We start from the raw sequence: 16,780 nt of genomic DNA on the forward strand, positions 1-16,780 counted from the left end.
GCACCTGTTCGCGGGTCAGGGTACGGTTCATGCGGTCACCTTCTGGGTCTGGCGGGCCTTGGCCATGTCGAGGGCCAGGTCTTCGATCATGTCTTCCTGGCCGCCGACGGTACCGCGGCGGCCAAGCTCTACGAGGATGTCACGGGCCGGCACGCCGTACTTCTTCTCGGCGCGCTGGGCGAACAGCAGGAACGAGCTGTACACGCCAGCGTAGCCCAGGGTCAGGGCATCGCGGTCGACGCGGATCGGCTGGTCCATCAGCGGCACCACCAGGTCCTCGGCGACGTCCATGATCTTGTACAGGTCGATGCCGGTCTCGGCGCCCATGCGCGCCAGTACGGCGCACAGCACTTCCAGCGGGGTGTTGCCGGCGCCAGCGCCGAGGCCTGCCACCGAGCCGTCGATGCGCACCGCACCGGCCTCGATGGCGGCCAGCGAGTTGGCGATGGCCATGCCCATGTTGTGGTGGCCGTGGAAGCCGACCTGGGTGGCCGGGTTCAGCTCGGCGCGCAGCAGGCCGATCTTCTCGCCGACCTCGTCGGGCAGCATGAAGCCGGCCGAGTCGGTGCAGTAGATGCAGTTGGCGCCGTAGCTTTCCATCAGGCGGGCCTGCTCGAGGATCTTCTCGGGGCTGGTCATGTGCCCCATCATCAGGAAGCCGACGGTGTCGACGCCCATCTTCGCGGCCATGCCGATGTGCTGCTCGGAGACGTCGGCCTCGGTGCAGTGGGTGGCGACGCGGATGGTCGACACGCCGCAATCCACCGCCATCTTCAGGTGGTCGACCGTACCGATGCCCGGCAGCAGCAGGGCGGAAACCTTGGCCTGCTTGAGCTGCGGGATCACCGTGCTCAGGTATTCCTCGTCGCTGTGCGCCGGGAAGCCGTAGTTGATCGAGCGACCGCCCAAGCCGTCGCCGTGGGTGATCTCGATCAGCGGCATGCCGGCGGCGTCGAGGCCGGTGGCCACGGCGACCATCTGCTCGAGGCTGATCTGGTGGCGCTTGGCGTGCATGCCGTCGCGCAGGCTCATGTCGTGCAGGGTGACTTGCTTGCCTTGCAGATTCATCGTGCTATTCCCCTCAGGCCAGTGCAGCTTCGCGGCTCGGCAGTTGGATGGTGCCGGCGGCGATTTCCTCGGCGAACATCTCGGCGGTGCGCAGACCGGCGGCGGTCATGATGTCCAGGTTGCCGGCGTACTTGGGCAGGTAGTCGCCTAGGCCCTCGACCTCCATGAAGATCGACACGCGGTTGCCATCGAACACCGGGCCGTTCTTCAGGCGGTAGCCCGGCACGTACTTCTGCACCTCGGCGAGCATGGCGTGCACCGACGCGGTGATGGCGTCGCGGTCCGGCTCGCTCTCGGTCAGGCAGTGGATGGTGTCGCGCATCATCAGCGGCGGCTCGGCCGGGTTGATGATGATGATCGCCTTGCCTTCCTTCGCCCCGCCGACCTTCTCGATGGCGCCGGCGGTGGTGCGGGTGAACTCGTCGATGTTCTTGCGGGTGCCCGGGCCGACCGAACGCGACGACACGGTGGCGACGATCTCGCCGTAGGCTACCGGCTGCACGCGCGACACCGCGGCGACCATCGGGATGGTCGCCTGGCCGCCGCAGGTGACCATGTTGACGTTCATTTCCAGCTTGCCGACGTGTTCCTTGAGGTTCACCGGCGGCACGCAGAACGGACCGATGGCGGCCGGAGTCAGGTCGATCATCAGCACGCCCAGCTCGTTGAGCTTGCGGCTGTTCTCGGCGTGGGCGTAGGCCGAGGTGGCGTCGAAGGCGACGCGGATGTCGTCGGCGATGACGTGCGGCAGCAGGCCGTCGACGCCCTCGCAGGTGGTCTTCAGGCCGAACTCGCGGGCGCGCTTGAGGCCGTCGGACTCGGGGTCGATGCCGACCATCCACACCGGCTCGATCCACTCGGAGCGCAGCATCTTCATCACCAGGTCGGTGCCGATGTTGCCCGGGCCGATGATCGCCGCTTTCAGTTTCTTGCTCATGGGATGGTTCCCTTTATTGTTCTGGTCAGACGAAGCGCACGCTGGCGCTGCCGATGTCGACGCGCTCAAGTCGCCGGCCCCAGAGGCACCAGGGAGCCGAAGTGGCCGAGGGTGTGCTCGCCGGACGCCAGGCGGCGCTCGAGCATGCGCAGGGAGATCTGCTATGCGTCGTCGATGGACAGATCAAAACGGCTGGTCAGCGGCTCCATGGCTTCGCGGTTCAGCATGGCCAGGTAGAGCTCATCGCCGAGCCGCTGGATCAGCTCCTGGTTCATGCGCGGTTTTGCTGTTGATCAGCAGCGTCGGCCTCGGCGAGGAAGTCCTCGACCAAACGCGCGAAACGGCCGGCATGTTCAATCTGGGTCCAGTGACCGCACTGGCCGAAGACGTGCAGCTGGCTGCGCGGCAGCCACTGGGCGAGGGTCAGCGAGGCCTCGAGCGGGATGATCTGGTCCTCGCGGCCATGGATGACCAGAGCCTCGTGGGGCAGGGCGCGGATGTCGGCTTCGCTGCTGGCCAGGTCGTCGACGCCGTTCTGGCGCGGAGGTGGGAACATGGCGGAGAACGACTCCTGGAAGCCCGGACGGATGCTCGCCTGATAGCGCAGCTCGGCCAGTTCGTCGTTGACGAGGTTGCGGTCGTAGGCGAACACGTCGAGCAGCTGGCGCATGTTGGCCAGCGACGGGGTGTAGCCCCAGGCCATCTCCAGCCCTGCGGTGATCGGAAAGCTCACACCGACGCTGCCCATCAGCACCAGCCGGCGCACGCGCTCGGGATGGCGGATGGCCAGCGCCAGCGCCAGGCCGCCGCCAAACGAGTTGCCGACGATGTCGGCCTGCTGAATGCCGAGGGTGTCGAGCACGCCGATGGCATGCTCGACCCAGCGCTGCTGGCTGTACTGCTGATCGGTCGGACGCTCGCTGTAGCCGAAGCCGAGCATGTCCGGGGCGATCACTAGGCGGTGCTGCGCCAGCTGTGGGATGATCCCGCGCCAGTTGGCCCAGGCGGTCACGCCGGGGCCCGAGCCGTGGATGAGCAGGACCGGTGCGCCTTCGCCTTGGTCATGCAGGTTGGTGCGGTAGCCGGCGGCGACGATCTCGCGGCCGATTTCTGGGCTGGATAGGGATTGGGCCATGACTTCCTCACAGTTTTACGCAGATATTCTTCAGCGCGGCGCGCGCGGCCTCGATTACGGTACCCACGTCGGCCTTGCCGGCTTCGTGGATCCCGCCGATCACTTGGACGTTGGCCAAGTTGACGTTCTCGAACAGCTTGCCGCTGGCTGAGCCGACATATGCGCTGCTGATGAAGTGTTTGATCTCTTTCGCGGACGCAGTCTCGGTGTCAGGTCAAGACGGAGAGGAAGCGCTCGTTGAGCTGGCGGTCGTGGTAGAAGATCGCCTTGCCCAGTTGGTCTGTGGTCCAGGTCACCGGTGGGTGGTCCGGGTAGTGGTAGTCGCCACCACAGAACACCTCGTTACGGTTGCCGGAGGGGTCGAAGAAGTAGATGGTCTTGCCGTGGGTCAGGCCGTGGCGGGTCGGGCCGATGTCGATCGAGGTGTCGGTCATGCTGATCAGGTCGGCGGCGCGCAGCACGCCTTCCCACGTCTCCAAGAAGAACGAGACATGGTGCAGCTTGCCCTTCTCAGCGTGCTGGATGAACGCCACGTCATGAGCCTTCATGCTGCAAGTAAAAAACTGGGCGATGCGGTTGCCGTGCGGGTCTACCACCTGCTCGGCCAGATCGAAGCCGAGCACCTCGGTGAACAGGCGTAGGGTTTCCGGCAGCTCGTCGCCATACATGAGCGCATGATCGAAGCGCATCGCCCGCATGCCCTTGAGGCCGCGCGGCCAGGCTTCCGGGTTGATCTCGGCGAGCCCCCACTTGCCAGTCTGCTCCTTCTCGGCGAACAGCTCGAAGCGGTGGCCGGACGGTGCGCTGAAGCGGATACGGCGGCCACAGCCCTTCAGCTCACCGGCAGGGATACTCTCCACCGGGCAGCCGAATGCTACGAGATCCTCGGTCAACTGGCCGAGGGCGGCTTCGTTGATCACCTTGAAACCCATGAAGTCCATGCCGGCCTCATCGGCTTCGCGCAGTACCAGCGAGAATTTGTCGACCTCGCTCCACGCCTTGAGGTAGACGCGGCCGCTCTCGTCGCGGTCGACCTCGATCAGGCCCAGAAGCTCGACGTAGTGTTCCAAGGCCTGGGCCATGTCCAGTACGCGCACTTGGATGTGGCCGGGGCGCATTACACCTTTGTTCATCTCGACACCTCTGTTGTCTTTTTTGTTGGGTCTAAAACATCATGGATCCGACTTCGGATCCTGGACTTTGCTAGCCCGGATTGCTCCCGGAAACGACTGTTTCCGGATGGCGCTCTATAGCCAGGTCGCTACGTGGGTAGAGTCGGCAGGCCAGCACCCGGCCCTGCGCGCGGATTTCTGGCGGTACGTGTCGAGCGCTCATGCGGCCGCAGTCGAACTCACCGCGGACCACCCGCACCAGGCACAACCCACATCCGCCGCCGCGGCAACCGACCGGCACGCAGTGATGGTGCTGCTGCTCCATGGCCGCCAGCACCGACTGCTCTGTATCGCACTCGAAATGGCTACCGCTGCATACTTCGGTGACATGAAAGGACTGTCCCATGGCTCACCTCAGATGCGCTTGAACAGCGCGGAACGGGTGCTATCGGCATTGCCGTCGGCGGCAGTGAAGAAACGCTCCATGAAGATGTCGCGCTCGAATAGCCTGCCCTGCATCAACGTGGTAATGGCTGCGTCGATCATCGGCGGCGGGCCGCACAGGTAGGCCTTGTGTCCGCTGAAGCGGCCGTCGAAATGCGCCTTGGCAGCGTCGTGGACAAAGCCCTTGAAGCCCTTCCAGTTGTCGTCCTCGGCCGCCTGGTTGAGCGCTGGCACATAGGTGAAATTGGCGTGTTCGGCGGCCAGGTGCTCGAACAGCTCGTGGTTGTACAGCTCAGCGACATTGCGCGCGCCCTGGAACAGAGTGATCTGACGGGTGTCGCCGCGTGCCAGCAGGTCGAGGATCATCGACTGCGGGCTGGATAGCCCTGAACCGCCGGCGATGAAGATCAGGTCGCCGGCCTGAGAGTCGCGCACGAAGAACTGGCCGTAGGGGCCGGACAGCTTCGCCGTGTCACCCACCTTGATCTGCTGGTGGATGAAGCTGGTGGCCGCGCCGCCCTCAACCAGACGGATGTGCAGCTCCACCTCGTCGGCCTTGCTCGGCGGATTGGCCAGCGAGAAGGCGCGGCTGCCATCGATACCGGGCAGCTCGAGGTTGACGTACTGGCCGGCCTGGAAGGCCATCGGCCGGTCGAGCTTTAGGTGCAGCCCCTTGATGGTCGGAGACAAGTCGACGATGGCACTGACCGTGGCCGTGAAGTCGTCCACCGGGTGACCGGCGAAGTCCGGATCTACATCAATTTCAGCCTCGATGGTCACGTCACTCTGCACGGTGGCGCAGCACGCCAGCACCTTGCCCTCGTCGCGCTCGACGTCCATCAGGGCGAAGGGCGAGGCAGCGCCGATCTCGACCTCGCCGTCGAGTACCTGGACCTTGCAGGTGGCACAGGTGCCATGGCCACAGGCGAAGGGCAGCCAGACGCCCTGGCGCAGGGCGGCCTGCAAGATGGTCTGGCCGTCCTCGACCGCGATCACGTCGCCGGTCGGTTCGATGGTGACTTGGTAGCTCATGGCAAAACCCTCAGCTGCAGGAACCGGCAATACCGTTCAGACCGGGTGTATCAAGACGCAGCATGTCCTTATGGCGCAGCCCGTTGGCTTCCAGGCTGGTGGCGAGGTCGGGCTGGAACGGTTCGTCGTTCAGGTACCAGATGGCGCTGCTCAGATCGGCGCGGGCGCTGTCGGGGTGGGCGGCGATGGCCGGCCGCAGTACCTGCTCGATGAGCTCGGCGAAGGTTTGCGCCGGCGCCACCAGCAGGGCGAAGGGCGCGCAGTACATCAGGTGGCGGTCCCAGCTGACGTAGAGCAGTTGCTGGCCGTGGAAGTTTTCCTGCAGGTCTAGCGGGCGGAAGCTGTATTCGCCGATGGATTTGACGGTCATTTCGTGTCCCTCTTTTCTCTTGTTCTTGGAGGCAGGAATAGGGCGTTTGGAGGAGAACATGCGGGGTGGTTGGCCACCCCGCAGCGTTGCGTCAGCCGGCCTTGGGCAGCTCATCGGCGGCGGGTTTCTCGCCTTTCCACTCCTGCCAGCGGCGGTGATCCCGCGAGCCGAGATACTCGAAGTTGTCCTCGCCGATGTTGATGTTGTAGTAGTCGCGCACCACCGACTCGATGTCGGCGCCACCGCAGTTGCCTTGGTATATCTGGTGCGTCGGCATCCAAGCCTGCACGTACTTCTCCGGCTCGTTCTTGAAGATGTCGCAGCAGCCATCCGAACAGAAGTGGTAGCGCTCGCCCTCGTGCACATGGCTGCGATGGCTGAGGCGTGTCGGATCGCCCGGCTCGGTGAAGATGGCCGGGATCTGGCACACCTGGCACAGTTGCGGCAGGGTGTTGTTGTAGAAGCGCTCGCCCTTTTCCTGCTGCTCGCGCCAGAAGGTGAAACGCGCGCGGTAGTACTTGTCGAAGGTTTCCGGGTACTTGGCCGACAGCCAGTCCATCTCCTCGTCGCTGGGCATCCAGGTATGGAAGTTGGTCGCCTGGCTGTACTGGTAGAGGGCGGCCCAGATCTGGTGGGTGATATGTTGCTTCGCCTCCGGGCACTGCTCGACGTACTTGGGGGGACGGATGCCGTAGCGGGCCAAATCCTTGAACAGTGCGCCGCCAGCTTGCTCGAAGTACACCTCCCAGGCCTCGGCCCAGGACATCACCTTATTCGGCAGCATGTAGTCCATCATCATGCCGACCAGACTCAGCAGGCGGTTGCCGCGCCAGAACCACTTGTCGATCCAGCCCTGGACAATTGGCAAGTTGTCCTCATGCTGCTCGAGAATGAATTTGATCACCTCGAGGCCTAGGGTCATGTGCCGCGCCTCATCGGACTGGGCCGAAAAGCCGAAGGTGACGGTGGCCATGTCGCCGTTGTAGGCCGCGCCGGACATGAACGGCACGAACAGCAGGTTGGTCAGCACGTACTCGAAAGAGAACGAGATCGCAGTGAGGAACTCGAAGGGCCCCGCAGCGCGTGCGTCGTCGAAGAACGACTTGGGCACCGAGAGGTACCACACGCGGTCGTGCATGTGAGAGAAGTCATGCAGGCCGTCGAAGTGCTTGTTGTAGTGACTCATCGCGTGCACTTGGGTCTGCACGTGACGCAGTTCGTCGATCGCCTGCATCTGGCAGGCGACGCGCGCTCCGCTGCCGCTGAAGTGCCGACCGACCCGGGCAAAGCCCTGGTATGCCCCGTACTCACAGGGGCTGATGCCGCTGATGAATAGTTTCAGCGCGTTGACATAGCGCGCGTCGGAGATGCTCTGCTGACCATTGTTCTGGGCGAAGGCGTCGAGGATCGCGTAGAGCTTCTTCTCCTTCTCCGCCTGGTACTTCCAATAGGCGTCCATGGTCAGGCGGAAGGGGTCCTCCCACTTGTCCCAGTCGGTGATCTTGATGCCCTCGAACTGTTCGAAGGGGAAGATGTCCTCTTTCTTCTGGTAGCTGGGCTCCCAGTCGAGGTCGCGGGTCAGGTAGCGGTACTTGTCTTTCAGGCCGAGCTTTTTCTTGTTGTTGGTGGTCATCTCGCGGCTCCCAATCAGTTTTTCCACTCGAGGACGAAACGCTCCTCGTCTTCATCGACGTTGCCGCCGATGGTGATTACATCCACCAGCATCTCCTGGACGTCCCAGGTGCGACCGAACTTCTCCTCCATGGTGTCGCGGCGGATCTCCAGACGGTTTTCCGCCTCGATGCGGATCAGCGCCGGCTGATGCAGCACCTTGGCCTGAGGGTTGTCCTCGACGATGCCTTCCACCAGGTAGCGGGCGTTGTCGTTGTCCTGCAGGACGATAAAAACCAGTGACATGTCTGCGTACCTTCAGTCAGTTGAACAGGCCGAGTTTCTTCAAGCGTGCAGCGAAGTCCTGCTGAACGGCCGCCAAGGCTTCATGGCCAGGGCCAACCTTGGCCAGCGGTGCCAGCGCCTCAATGACGCGCCCCTGCCAGTGATCAATCCAGGCTTCGATCTGCTCCCGGTTCTCGGTGCGCTCGGCGGCCACGGTCTTGACCATGGCGTCGACCCAGCGAGTGGTTTCGGCGTACCAATTGCGCATGAACTCAGTGAGCATGCCGACGTCGCCGGCGCCTTCTGCGCTCAGGGTCTCGTCGAGCTTTTGATAGATCAGTGGGAACAACAGCCCGTCGCTGACCAGGTTCTGTAGCAGACTCAGCTCAAACCAGTCCTTGACTACCAGGCTGTCCTCGACCAGGCGGCGCAGGCCCTGCCACTCCGGGGCGTGCATCCACTGTTGCTTGGCAGCGTCGAGGGATTCGCCGGTGCCACCGTCGAGCATCAAGCCTATGCGCGACAGGTACTGGGCGATGCCCAGACGGTCCATGGCATGGAACATATGCTGTTGAGTGACTGTGGTAGCGAAACCGTCGGCGGCAATGCTGCTGTTGTTCATGTTGGCGCCCAACTCTGCGTGGCGCAGAGGGAGCAGCAGGCGGGCTACGCGCTCGCGCTGCTCGTTACTCAGGCGGCCCAGCAGGTCGCGTTTCTCGCAGAAGGCGAAGTCGTGCTCGGTGGTTTCCTGCATACGTGCACGGGTCTGCACATAGGCGCCGTAGTAGAACTGGCGCGGATCGACGACCGCATACCAGTCGTTCATGCGGATGCAGGTACGGGTTGGATCGTTGAGAAGCTTGTCTGGCTGCCACTGCGGACGGTAGTGGAAGTTGACCTTGGGCTCGAGGTCGAAGCTGGCTTCCTGATAGCGGCTGGCGGGCTTATCACCGAAGCGACGGCGAGTGTGGCTGAAGGTTTGGCGGATCGGTTCCACCGCGTGCGTTTTGATTTCAATGTTCATGTCGACCGTACCGTGTTGTTTTTGTGTGCGGTTGCGCGTTGCAGGCCTGTCAGTTCGTGGTCTTAGGCATTCGGCGGCCAGCGTCGCCAAAGCGCCACTTGACCATGTCCTCGTCCACCGCTGCGGCCATCTCGGCATCCATGAACACCACGTTGTTGTGGCTACAGAACGACACAAAGGCCTCATGCGGCAGCACCAACTCGACGAACAGGTCGGGGTAGCCAATGGCGAAGTCAAACTCCACGAACTTGGCTTCGGGCTCGCTGCGGACGCGGACGTAGCGTTTGAGCTGCTCAAAGTTATTGTCCGATGCAGTCATCTCGGTATCTCCAGGTTGCGCTGCTTGCCTGGAGCAATAGAGCAACAGCTGTGCCAGGGTCTCGGCGGGTGGTTTGGATTTTTTATAAGCTGTTGATGCAAAAGGATTTTTTGCTTTATCGGCGGCTAAGATCGGCCGTTTTTCAGAGCTTTTTGGTCCTTGGCGGGCGGCCAGGGTGGGGTGGGGCTTTGATCATTTGGAGAATCAACCGATGTGCTTGTGCAAATGCACAGGTGAAGATGTCGACACAGGCGGGGAGGGCTTGTGCAAGGCCTGGATTGGCGATTGATGTGATGATTGAGCAGCTCCACAAGCCCTGTGGGTGGGGTGCGCCTTGCTCGATTGGTTGTTTTTTTTTGCGTTACAGGCTTCTATATCGCGCTCTGCCGCTAGCAGCCTGTTGAAATTCGCCACTATGACCGCGCCCACTGCTCCGTATGCAGCTGTGGGCGCGGCGCATAGATCTTTTTCAAGGCATAGCGCAGGGTAAATCACGGGATTTAGCTCGATCTGGACGCACCTTCCCCGTGAGCAGGCTCATGCGCGTGTGCCTGCAGCTATCAGCTTCGGCAAGCGCACCAGGTTGCTCGCGGCCATGGCCAACTGGAACAGCGCTTCGACGCGCTCGAGGCCTCGCTGCTTCACTTGGCGAAGCCCTGCCGTCGCCTTGAGCCAGCCGAAGTGGGTTTCGATCCAGGCACGGATCTTCAAGCTCAGGGCATAGCCGGCATGACGCGTCGTGCGGCCGTCGATAGCACTGCGCCGGCCACTGGTATTCTGGGCCACATGAGGTGTCACGCCGAGGGCGCGACAGGCGGCCACGAAGTCTGCCGTGTCATAGGCCTTGTCCGCGGCCAGGGTGCGCCGACGGCGGCCACCCAGTTCACTCAGCATGGCCAGCGCCGTCTCGCGTTCGCCGCGCCCACTGGCCAGGCTCACGCGTGCACTGCGCACCAGGCCGCTGCGGTGCTCCATGAGCACATGCCCCATGTAGCTCAACTGAGCACCGGTGTTGTGACTTTTGCGATAGAGCCGGGCATCCGGATCGCTGGTCGAGGCATGGGTATCGTTGCTGCGCTTCTGACCTTTGAAATCAGGCTGGGCATTACGGGGACCAGGCCCTTGAGCATCCGGAGGATCGTCCTTGGGACGGAAGCTCTTCTGCGAGGCCCAAGCCTGCAGCAGTGTGCCGTCGACCGAAAAGTGCTCATCCGAAATCAGCCCCTGCTTCTCGGCCAGGCGCACCACTTCGCTCAGAAACTCTGCGGTCACCGCCTGACCATTCAGACGGTCGCGGTTCTTTGAAAACACCGAGTGGTCCCACACCGGATCATCGATGGCCAACCCAACGAACCAGCGAAACAGCAGGTTGTAGCCAAGCTGCTCCATGAGCATGCGCTCGCTACGCAGCGAGTAGAACAATTGCAGCAACTGCGCCCGCATCAGTTTCTCAGGGGCAATCGAGGCACGCCCTGTATCTGCATAAAGCGTGTCGAACAGGCCACTCATCCGCTGCAGAGCAGCGTCTGCCAGCTTGCGGATTTCTCGCAGGGGGTGATCCACCGGTACGAAATCGTCGAGCTTGGCGACAGTGAACAGTGCTTCCTGAGTGATATCGGCTCCGCGCATGACAATCGAGGGCTCTGGCAAGCTGGAGCCGATATCGTAAACCTCATGCCGCAAAGTCAGACAGGGCGTGGGCGAATTTCAACAGGCTGCTAGGGCCGTGTCCCGCCGTAGCTCCACAGGGCGCCGGGAGCCCCCCTTCACAACTATAATCAGGGGATATGCCTAATGACCAAGAAGAACAATCAACAGCTGCCATACCCTGATGTTCATGACCTGAGTGATCTGATCCATTTCCTTAGCGAGGAAGGCAAGATCTGGTTCGGCGAACAGCGAATGTTGCTGATGCCGCTCTCGTCGCTAGCCAACTTCCGCCGCGAGATCATTAATCTGCTTGGTGTCGAGCGTGCCAAGGGGTTCTTCCTGCGCCTGGGTTATCAGTCCGGTCTTAAGGATGCCGAGCTGACGCGCAAGCTCCGACCTAACAGCAGCGAGCTGGACAACTTTCTTGCCGGTCCGCAGCTGCATATGCTCAAAGGCATGGCTCGTACGCCCGTTGTTAACGCTGACATCGACATCGAAACGGGCCGCTTTTATGTCGAGGCAGAATGGATTGACTCATTCGAGGTAGATATCTGCCAGACTGAACTGGGCCTGATGGAGCAGCCGGTTTGCTGGACGCTACTCGGCTATGCCTGCGGCTATTCTTCGTCTTTCATGGGCCGCGAGATCATCTACAAGGAGGTCAGCTGTCGCGGCTGTGGCGACGACAAGTGCAGGGTGATCGGTAAGAGAGCCGAAGACTGGGAGGATGCTGCCGAGTTTAGGGCTTATTTCAAGAGCGATCCGGTGATTGACGAGCTCTACGAGCTACAGTCGCAGATCACCTGCCTTCGCAGCCGTCTACAGAGTCAGGATGGCCAGTACTACGGTATCGGTCAGTCCCAGGCCTACCAGCGGGTCTGCCAGATAATCGACAAGGCGGCGCGCGGCAAAGTGTCTGTGCTGCTGCTCGGTGAGACCGGAGTCGGCAAGGAGGTCATCGCGCGTAGCGTGCACCTGCGCAGCGCGCGTGCTGATCAGCTATTCGTGCCGGTGAACTGCGCAGCGATTCCGCCAGACCTGATCGAGGCGGAGCTGTTCGGTGTCGAGAAAGGTGCCTATACCGGCGCCATACAGTCGCGCCCCGGGCGCTTCGAGCGCGCCCATGGCGGCACTATCTTCCTCGACGAGGTTATCGAGCTTACCCCGCGCGCCCAGGCCACACTGCTGCGCGTGCTACAGGAGGGTGAGCTGGAGAGGGTCGGCGGCTATCACGCACGAAAGATAGACGTACGGGTAATAGCCGCGACCAACGAGGATCTCGCTGAGGCGGTACAGGCTGGGCGCTTCCGCGCTGACCTGTTCTACCGTCTCAATGTGTTCCCGGTGCAGATACCGCCGCTGCGTGAGCGCCGTGAGGACATCCCATTGCTGGTCGAACACTTTCTCAAGAAGTTCCACGACGAGTACGGCAAGAAGACCCTTGGCCTGTCCGACCGCGCCATCGAGGCCTGCCAGCAGTATGCCTGGCCGGGCAACATCCGCGAGCTGGAAAACGTCATTGAGCGTGGGGTGATCCTTACCGACAGCAACGAGAGCATCAGCGTCGAGGCGCTGTTCCCCGGTCTGGAGCTGAAGAGGCAGAGAATAGGCGTCCGTCGCTTGTCCAGCGCTGGTGATCTGGTTCAGCGCAGTCAATGGCTCTCCGAGATCCTCGCAGAGGGAGTCAGTCTTGAGGAGGTAGAGGCTGCTCTGATGCGCGAGGCCATGGAGCGCAGCAGCCAGAACGTGTCGGGCGCCGCGCGTCTCCTTGGCATGACCCGCGCAGCCCTGGCCTACAGGCTGAAGAAGATTGGCTTCGAGTTTCAAGAGGAGTAGCGATGTAGGAGCTCGCTAGAGCTACCAGAGCCTCCAGCACACTGCCTGTGGCAAATGGCCTGCTGAATCTGGAATTTTTTCCAGCCTCGGCCAAAGCTCGTCACTGAGCATCAATCGGGGCATTACAACCCCGCAGGGTTATTGGTGTAGGAGCCTCAGTTCTGCGGATTTGCTCTTCTTCCTCAATGCCCCTGCCGCGAAACGTCGACAGCCCCCTAGGCCCTGCACCGGATGTTTTAGCATTTGGACAAGCCCCCGCGCGACTTTACCAGTTGCTTAAGTGCAGGCCTTCCCGATAGCGGCGGGAAGTAATCGCGCACTCATCGAAATTATAAAAAATCATTACGTATCAATACGTTAGTTGATAGCTGGAGCGCCGTGCGAGGCTTGGCACAGCGGTTGCTATAGGTCATCCAACTGCTTCTCAACAAAAACAAGACAGTAGTGGTGACCCTGATGCTCCGCTTTCCCGCGTCAGCGCACGGCCGTAGCGGCCTGCGCCCACAATCCCTGCGTGCACTGCGCAGCCTCTCCGTTCTGCTCGCCTTGCCTGCGGCCCTAACCGGTTGCGAGGCCGCCCTCGATCTGGCCGGCGTCGAACAGCAGAGCCAACAGGCCAGCCAGCGCACAGACTTCTACCAGGCCATGGCCGCCAACCCGCGGGTGGCCCTGCTGGCCGGCAACGACGGCGTACTGCTCGCCAGCGCCGACCAGGGTTCGAACTGGCAGCGCCGGCAGATCGCCAGCGGCGCCAGCATCATCGACCTCGACGCCTGCGGTGACGGCAGCTTCATCGCCCTCGGCTTCGACAACCGCCTGTGGCACAGCCGCGACGACGGTCTCAGTTGGCAGTCCCTCGAGCTGCCGACCAAGGAACAGATGATGACCTCCACCTGTGCCCCGGACGGCAGTTGGTGGGTGGCCGGAAGCTACAGCACCCTGCTGAGCAGCAGCGACCAAGGCGATAACTGGGAGGAGAACAGCCTGGACGAGGACGCCACGCTGACTACCCTGCAGTTCCTCGACGCGCAGCAGGCGGTACTCACCGGCGAGTTCGGCCTGGTGTACATCAGTGGTGACGGTGGCACCAGCTGGCAGCAGGCCGGCAGCCTGCCGGACGAGTTCTATCCGCACGCCAGCCACTTCGCCAGCCTGGAGGAGGGCTGGGTCGGCGGCCTCAACGGCTTCATCTACCACACCAGCGATGGCGGCGAGAGCTGGCAGCGCCAAATCACCCCGTCGGCCGCGCCGATATTCAACTTCAGTGCCAACCGTGACGGTCTGTTCGCCATAGGCGACCACAGCAGCGTGCTGCGCCTGGCCGGCGAGCGCTGGGAAACCCTGCCGACCCCCAACGCGCCGGTTTACCTGCGTGCCGCCAGCAGTAGCAACGACCATCGTCTGACCGTCGCCGGCGGCCGCGGCCTACTGCTCAATCTCGATACCCGTCCGGCCCTGGCCGCCCAGGCTCAGTGAGGCTCTGACCATGTCCATGCATCATTTCACCCACGTCTTCCATCTGGCTAAGGTCTGGCTGTTCCGCCACCCGCGTACGGTACTGGCGATCATTGCCGCGCTGACCATCTTCTTCGCCCTGCGCATCCCGGCGCTCAAGGTCTACACCGACTTTGCCGACCTGCTGCCCCAAGAGCATCCGTACATCCAGCTGCACAACAGCATCAAGGACACCTTCGGCGGCGCCAACGTGCTGGTGATCGGCGTCGAGTTCAAGGATGGCGACCTGTTCAGCAACGAGAACCTAGCCACCCTCGACCGTGTCACCCAGGGTGTCGACAGCCTGCCGGGGGTCAACCATAACCTGGTCAGCAGCCTGACCCACCGCAACTCGCGCAAGATCTGGCTCACCGAGGTCGGCAGCATCAACTCCGAGTCCTACTACCAGGCCGAGTTCGGCCCGCTCGACGACGCCCAGCTAGCGGCGATGAAGGCCGACGTGGTGGCCAACCCACGGGTTTACGGCCCGCTGGTATCGCCTGACCTCAAGGTGGCGCTGGTCAAGGCGCAGCTGATCGAGGGCCAACTCGACTACGAGAAGACCTTCGCCCAGCTGCAGGCCTTGCGCCAGGCGGAAACCCGCGACGATGTGACTCTGTACGCCACCGGCCAGCCGGTGCTGGTCGGCTGGGCCTACACCTACATGGAGCAGATCCTGCAGATCTTCGTGTTCACCGTGCTGGCCATGCTGGCGCTGCTAGTGTTCCACTTCCGCAAGGCCTACGGCGTGCTGATCCCGCTGGGCGGGGTGATGATCTCGACCATCTGGGGCCTGGGCATCATCAGTCTGCTCGGCTACAACCTTGACCCGCTGGGCCTGGTGATCCCCTTCCTGATCGCTGCCCGCGCCATGAGCCACGGCGTGCAGCTGGTCGAGCGCTACTACGCTGAGGTGCGCGAACTCGGCGACGGCCAGCTGGCCGCGCGCGCCACTTTCGACAGTCTGTTCCGCCCCGGTACCCTAGGCATTGCCTCGGACGCCATTGGCCTGGCGCTGATCGCCATCGGCTCTATCGCTCTCAACACCAAGCTGGGCATATATGCCTCGCTGTGGGCGACCACGGTGATCTTCTCGGTGCTGATCGGTGTGCCGCTACTGCTGTCGATCCTGCCGCAGCCGAAAAATCCGGAGATCAAGGAAACTTTCCTGCGACACATCGGCGCCAGCTGCGCTGCAACCGTGTCGCGTCCCGGCGCCGCCAGCAAGCTGCTGTGGCTGGCGGCCGCGGCCATCCTAGCCGGCCTTTGGGCCTCCTCGCTGGTGAAGATTGGTGACTCCGAGCCCGGCTCGCCGATCCTCTATCCTGAACACGACTACAACGTGTCGTCCAAGGCTATCAACGAGCGCTTTCCCGGCTCCGAGGAGCTGTACATCATCGCCGAGCACGCCGAGAAGGGCGGCATCAAACGCCCGGAAGTGCTGCAGGCGCTGCAGTCGCTGCAGTCGCACATGCTCGCCGACCCCGCGGTGGGAGGCAGCAAGGGCCTGCCGGACCTGATCAAGCAGGTCAACCGGCTGATGCACAACGACGACCCGCGCTGGTTCCAGATCCCCCACGACGCCGATTACGTCGGCGGGCTGATGTTCACCTACATGGCCTCCAGCCCGATCCCCGGCGCCCTAGACGAGTTCAACGACACCGACGACCGCATCGCCAACCTGGTCTTCTACTACAAGGACCGCCAGGGCGAGACCATCCGCCGCGCCATGCACATGGCCAAGCAGTGGATCGCCGAGCACGGCGAGGAGGTTCCGGGCCTGACCATCCGCCTGGCCGGCGGCACCCTCGGCGTCGCCGCGTCGATGAACGAGTCGGCGTTCGAAACCAATTTGGTGGTGCTGCCGCTGGTGTTCCTGCTGATTTTCGCCTTCGTCATGGTGTTCTACACCAGCTGGCATGCCGGCCTGATGATGCTGATGGCCATGCTGTTCGCCACCGTACTGACCTACGCCTACATGGGCCTGGCCGGGATGAGCATCGACATCAACACGGTGCCGGTGATCGCCGTGGGCATCGGCGTGGGCATCGACTACTCAATCTACATGATGGACCGCATCCGCGAGGAGATGGTCAAGAGCGGCAACCTATCCCACGCCGTGCACCGTGCCATCGCCACCACTGGCATGGCGATCAGCTTCACCGCACTGACCCTGATGGCCGGCATCATCATGTGGGTGCTGCTCTCCGACCTGCGCTTCCAGGCCGACGCCGCCATGCTGCTGTGCGTGATGATCGTGATCAACGGCATAGCCGCCATGCTGCTGGCGCCGGCCTGGGTGCTGGTGTTCAAGCCGCGCTTCATCACCGACGCCTACGTTGATGAAGACGGCATCATCCACGCCGACCACGACCAGCCTGCCGAATCCCTGCCGGCGGCCCAGACCAGGGCCGACGACGGGTTGCCGTACGGGGTTGCTCGCTCGGCCTGAGGCCGGGCGAG

Annotated in this window: 15 protein-coding genes; 3 read left to right on the plus strand and 12 right to left on the minus strand. The window is 62.7% G+C overall.

Annotation, left to right across the window (positions count from 1 at the left end; translation table 11 throughout):
* Positions 1 to 27: 27 nt before the first annotated feature.
* From dmpG to BM297_RS02410, 12 genes are all read right to left on the minus strand, one after another.
* On the minus strand, positions 28 to 1,068 hold the full coding sequence (dmpG, locus tag BM297_RS02355) for a 4-hydroxy-2-oxovalerate aldolase (RefSeq protein WP_092427928.1): 1,041 nt from the start codon (positions 1,066 to 1,068) through the stop codon (positions 28 to 30).
* A 13-nt stretch (positions 1,069 to 1,081) separates the two neighbouring features.
* Positions 1,082 to 2,005, minus strand: coding sequence for an acetaldehyde dehydrogenase (acetylating) (locus tag BM297_RS02360; RefSeq protein WP_090312213.1), 924 nt, complete (start codon positions 2,003 to 2,005; stop codon positions 1,082 to 1,084).
* Between the two features lie 271 nt (positions 2,006 to 2,276).
* On the minus strand, positions 2,277 to 3,140 hold the full coding sequence (locus tag BM297_RS02365; protein ID WP_092427930.1) for an alpha/beta fold hydrolase: 864 nt from the start codon (positions 3,138 to 3,140) through the stop codon (positions 2,277 to 2,279).
* 209 nt (positions 3,141 to 3,349) lie between these two features.
* Positions 3,350 to 4,273: a catechol 2,3-dioxygenase gene (locus tag BM297_RS02370; protein ID WP_092427932.1), complete on the minus strand. Its 924-nt coding sequence runs from the start codon at positions 4,271 to 4,273 to the stop codon at positions 3,350 to 3,352.
* Between the two features lie 70 nt (positions 4,274 to 4,343).
* Entirely contained in the window at positions 4,344 to 4,658 is a 315-nt protein-coding gene (locus tag BM297_RS02375; protein WP_090348274.1) for a 2Fe-2S iron-sulfur cluster-binding protein, read from the minus strand.
* An 8-nt stretch (positions 4,659 to 4,666) separates the two neighbouring features.
* Positions 4,667 to 5,728 (minus strand): NADH:ubiquinone reductase (Na(+)-transporting) subunit F, encoded by a 1,062-nt coding sequence (locus BM297_RS02380; protein WP_092427934.1) that lies wholly within the window; start codon positions 5,726 to 5,728, stop codon positions 4,667 to 4,669.
* A 10-nt stretch (positions 5,729 to 5,738) separates the two neighbouring features.
* Positions 5,739 to 6,098, minus strand: coding sequence for a phenol hydroxylase subunit P4 (locus BM297_RS02385; protein WP_090348276.1), 360 nt, complete (start codon positions 6,096 to 6,098; stop codon positions 5,739 to 5,741).
* 91 nt (positions 6,099 to 6,189) lie between these two features.
* Positions 6,190 to 7,731, minus strand: a complete 1,542-nt coding sequence (locus BM297_RS02390; protein ID WP_092427936.1) for an aromatic/alkene/methane monooxygenase hydroxylase/oxygenase subunit alpha — start codon at positions 7,729 to 7,731, stop codon at positions 6,190 to 6,192.
* 14 nt (positions 7,732 to 7,745) lie between these two features.
* A complete protein-coding gene (locus BM297_RS02395) occupies positions 7,746 to 8,015 on the minus strand; it encodes an MmoB/DmpM family protein (protein ID WP_090348278.1) in 270 nt (89 codons plus the stop codon).
* Positions 8,016 to 8,031: 16 nt separating this feature from the next.
* Positions 8,032 to 9,018: an aromatic/alkene monooxygenase hydroxylase subunit beta gene (locus tag BM297_RS02400; protein WP_092427938.1), complete on the minus strand. Its 987-nt coding sequence runs from the start codon at positions 9,016 to 9,018 to the stop codon at positions 8,032 to 8,034.
* A 49-nt stretch (positions 9,019 to 9,067) separates the two neighbouring features.
* A complete protein-coding gene (locus BM297_RS02405; RefSeq protein ID WP_090348280.1) occupies positions 9,068 to 9,337 on the minus strand; it encodes a phenol hydroxylase subunit in 270 nt (89 codons plus the stop codon).
* 537 nt (positions 9,338 to 9,874) lie between these two features.
* The gene (locus BM297_RS02410) at positions 9,875 to 10,966 is read right to left on the minus strand and encodes an IS5 family transposase (RefSeq protein WP_092427940.1); all 1,092 of its coding nucleotides are present in this window, start codon (positions 10,964 to 10,966) and stop codon (positions 9,875 to 9,877) included.
* 165 nt (positions 10,967 to 11,131) lie between these two features.
* Between BM297_RS02410 and BM297_RS02415 the strand changes: the two genes are divergently transcribed.
* The 3 genes from BM297_RS02415 to BM297_RS02425 all read left to right on the plus strand — a co-directional run bounded on the left by BM297_RS02415 (position 11,132) and on the right by BM297_RS02425 (position 16,769).
* The gene (locus tag BM297_RS02415; protein ID WP_092427942.1) at positions 11,132 to 12,823 is read left to right on the plus strand and encodes a sigma-54-dependent Fis family transcriptional regulator; all 1,692 of its coding nucleotides are present in this window, start codon (positions 11,132 to 11,134) and stop codon (positions 12,821 to 12,823) included.
* Positions 12,824 to 13,279: 456 nt separating this feature from the next.
* Positions 13,280 to 14,299, plus strand: coding sequence for a WD40/YVTN/BNR-like repeat-containing protein (locus BM297_RS02420; RefSeq protein ID WP_092428606.1), 1,020 nt, complete (start codon positions 13,280 to 13,282; stop codon positions 14,297 to 14,299).
* 10 nt (positions 14,300 to 14,309) lie between these two features.
* On the plus strand, positions 14,310 to 16,769 hold the full coding sequence (locus tag BM297_RS02425) for an efflux RND transporter permease subunit (protein WP_092427944.1): 2,460 nt from the start codon (positions 14,310 to 14,312) through the stop codon (positions 16,767 to 16,769).
* Positions 16,770 to 16,780 lie beyond the last annotated feature (11 nt).

This window comes from Geopseudomonas sagittaria (assembly GCF_900115715.1).
Taxonomy (GTDB): Bacteria; Pseudomonadota; Gammaproteobacteria; order Pseudomonadales; family Pseudomonadaceae; genus Geopseudomonas; species Geopseudomonas sagittaria.

Excerpts from the sequence above, each read along its gene's own strand:
- dmpG (WP_092427928.1), bottom strand. The coding sequence starts at position 1,068 with ATGAATCTGCAAGGCAAGCAAGTCACCCTGCACGACATGAGCCTGCGC.
- BM297_RS02360 (WP_090312213.1), bottom strand. The coding sequence starts at position 2,005 with ATGAGCAAGAAACTGAAAGCGGCGATCATCGGCCCGGGCAACATCGGC.
- BM297_RS02365 (WP_092427930.1), bottom strand. The coding sequence starts at position 3,140 with ATGGCCCAATCCCTATCCAGCCCAGAAATCGGCCGCGAGATCGTCGCC.
- BM297_RS02370 (WP_092427932.1), bottom strand. The coding sequence starts at position 4,273 with ATGAACAAAGGTGTAATGCGCCCCGGCCACATCCAAGTGCGCGTACTG.
- BM297_RS02375 (WP_090348274.1), bottom strand. The coding sequence starts at position 4,658 with ATGGGACAGTCCTTTCATGTCACCGAAGTATGCAGCGGTAGCCATTTC.
- BM297_RS02380 (WP_092427934.1), bottom strand. The coding sequence starts at position 5,728 with ATGAGCTACCAAGTCACCATCGAACCGACCGGCGACGTGATCGCGGTC.
- BM297_RS02385 (WP_090348276.1), bottom strand. The coding sequence starts at position 6,098 with ATGACCGTCAAATCCATCGGCGAATACAGCTTCCGCCCGCTAGACCTG.
- BM297_RS02390 (WP_092427936.1), bottom strand. The coding sequence starts at position 7,731 with ATGACCACCAACAACAAGAAAAAGCTCGGCCTGAAAGACAAGTACCGC.
- BM297_RS02395 (WP_090348278.1), bottom strand. The coding sequence starts at position 8,015 with ATGTCACTGGTTTTTATCGTCCTGCAGGACAACGACAACGCCCGCTAC.
- BM297_RS02400 (WP_092427938.1), bottom strand. The coding sequence starts at position 9,018 with ATGAACATTGAAATCAAAACGCACGCGGTGGAACCGATCCGCCAAACC.
- BM297_RS02405 (WP_090348280.1), bottom strand. The coding sequence starts at position 9,337 with ATGACTGCATCGGACAATAACTTTGAGCAGCTCAAACGCTACGTCCGC.
- BM297_RS02410 (WP_092427940.1), bottom strand. The coding sequence starts at position 10,966 with ATGCGCGGAGCCGATATCACTCAGGAAGCACTGTTCACTGTCGCCAAG.
- BM297_RS02415 (WP_092427942.1), top strand. The coding sequence starts at position 11,132 with ATGACCAAGAAGAACAATCAACAGCTGCCATACCCTGATGTTCATGAC.
- BM297_RS02420 (WP_092428606.1), top strand. The coding sequence starts at position 13,280 with ATGCTCCGCTTTCCCGCGTCAGCGCACGGCCGTAGCGGCCTGCGCCCA.
- BM297_RS02425 (WP_092427944.1), top strand. The coding sequence starts at position 14,310 with ATGTCCATGCATCATTTCACCCACGTCTTCCATCTGGCTAAGGTCTGG.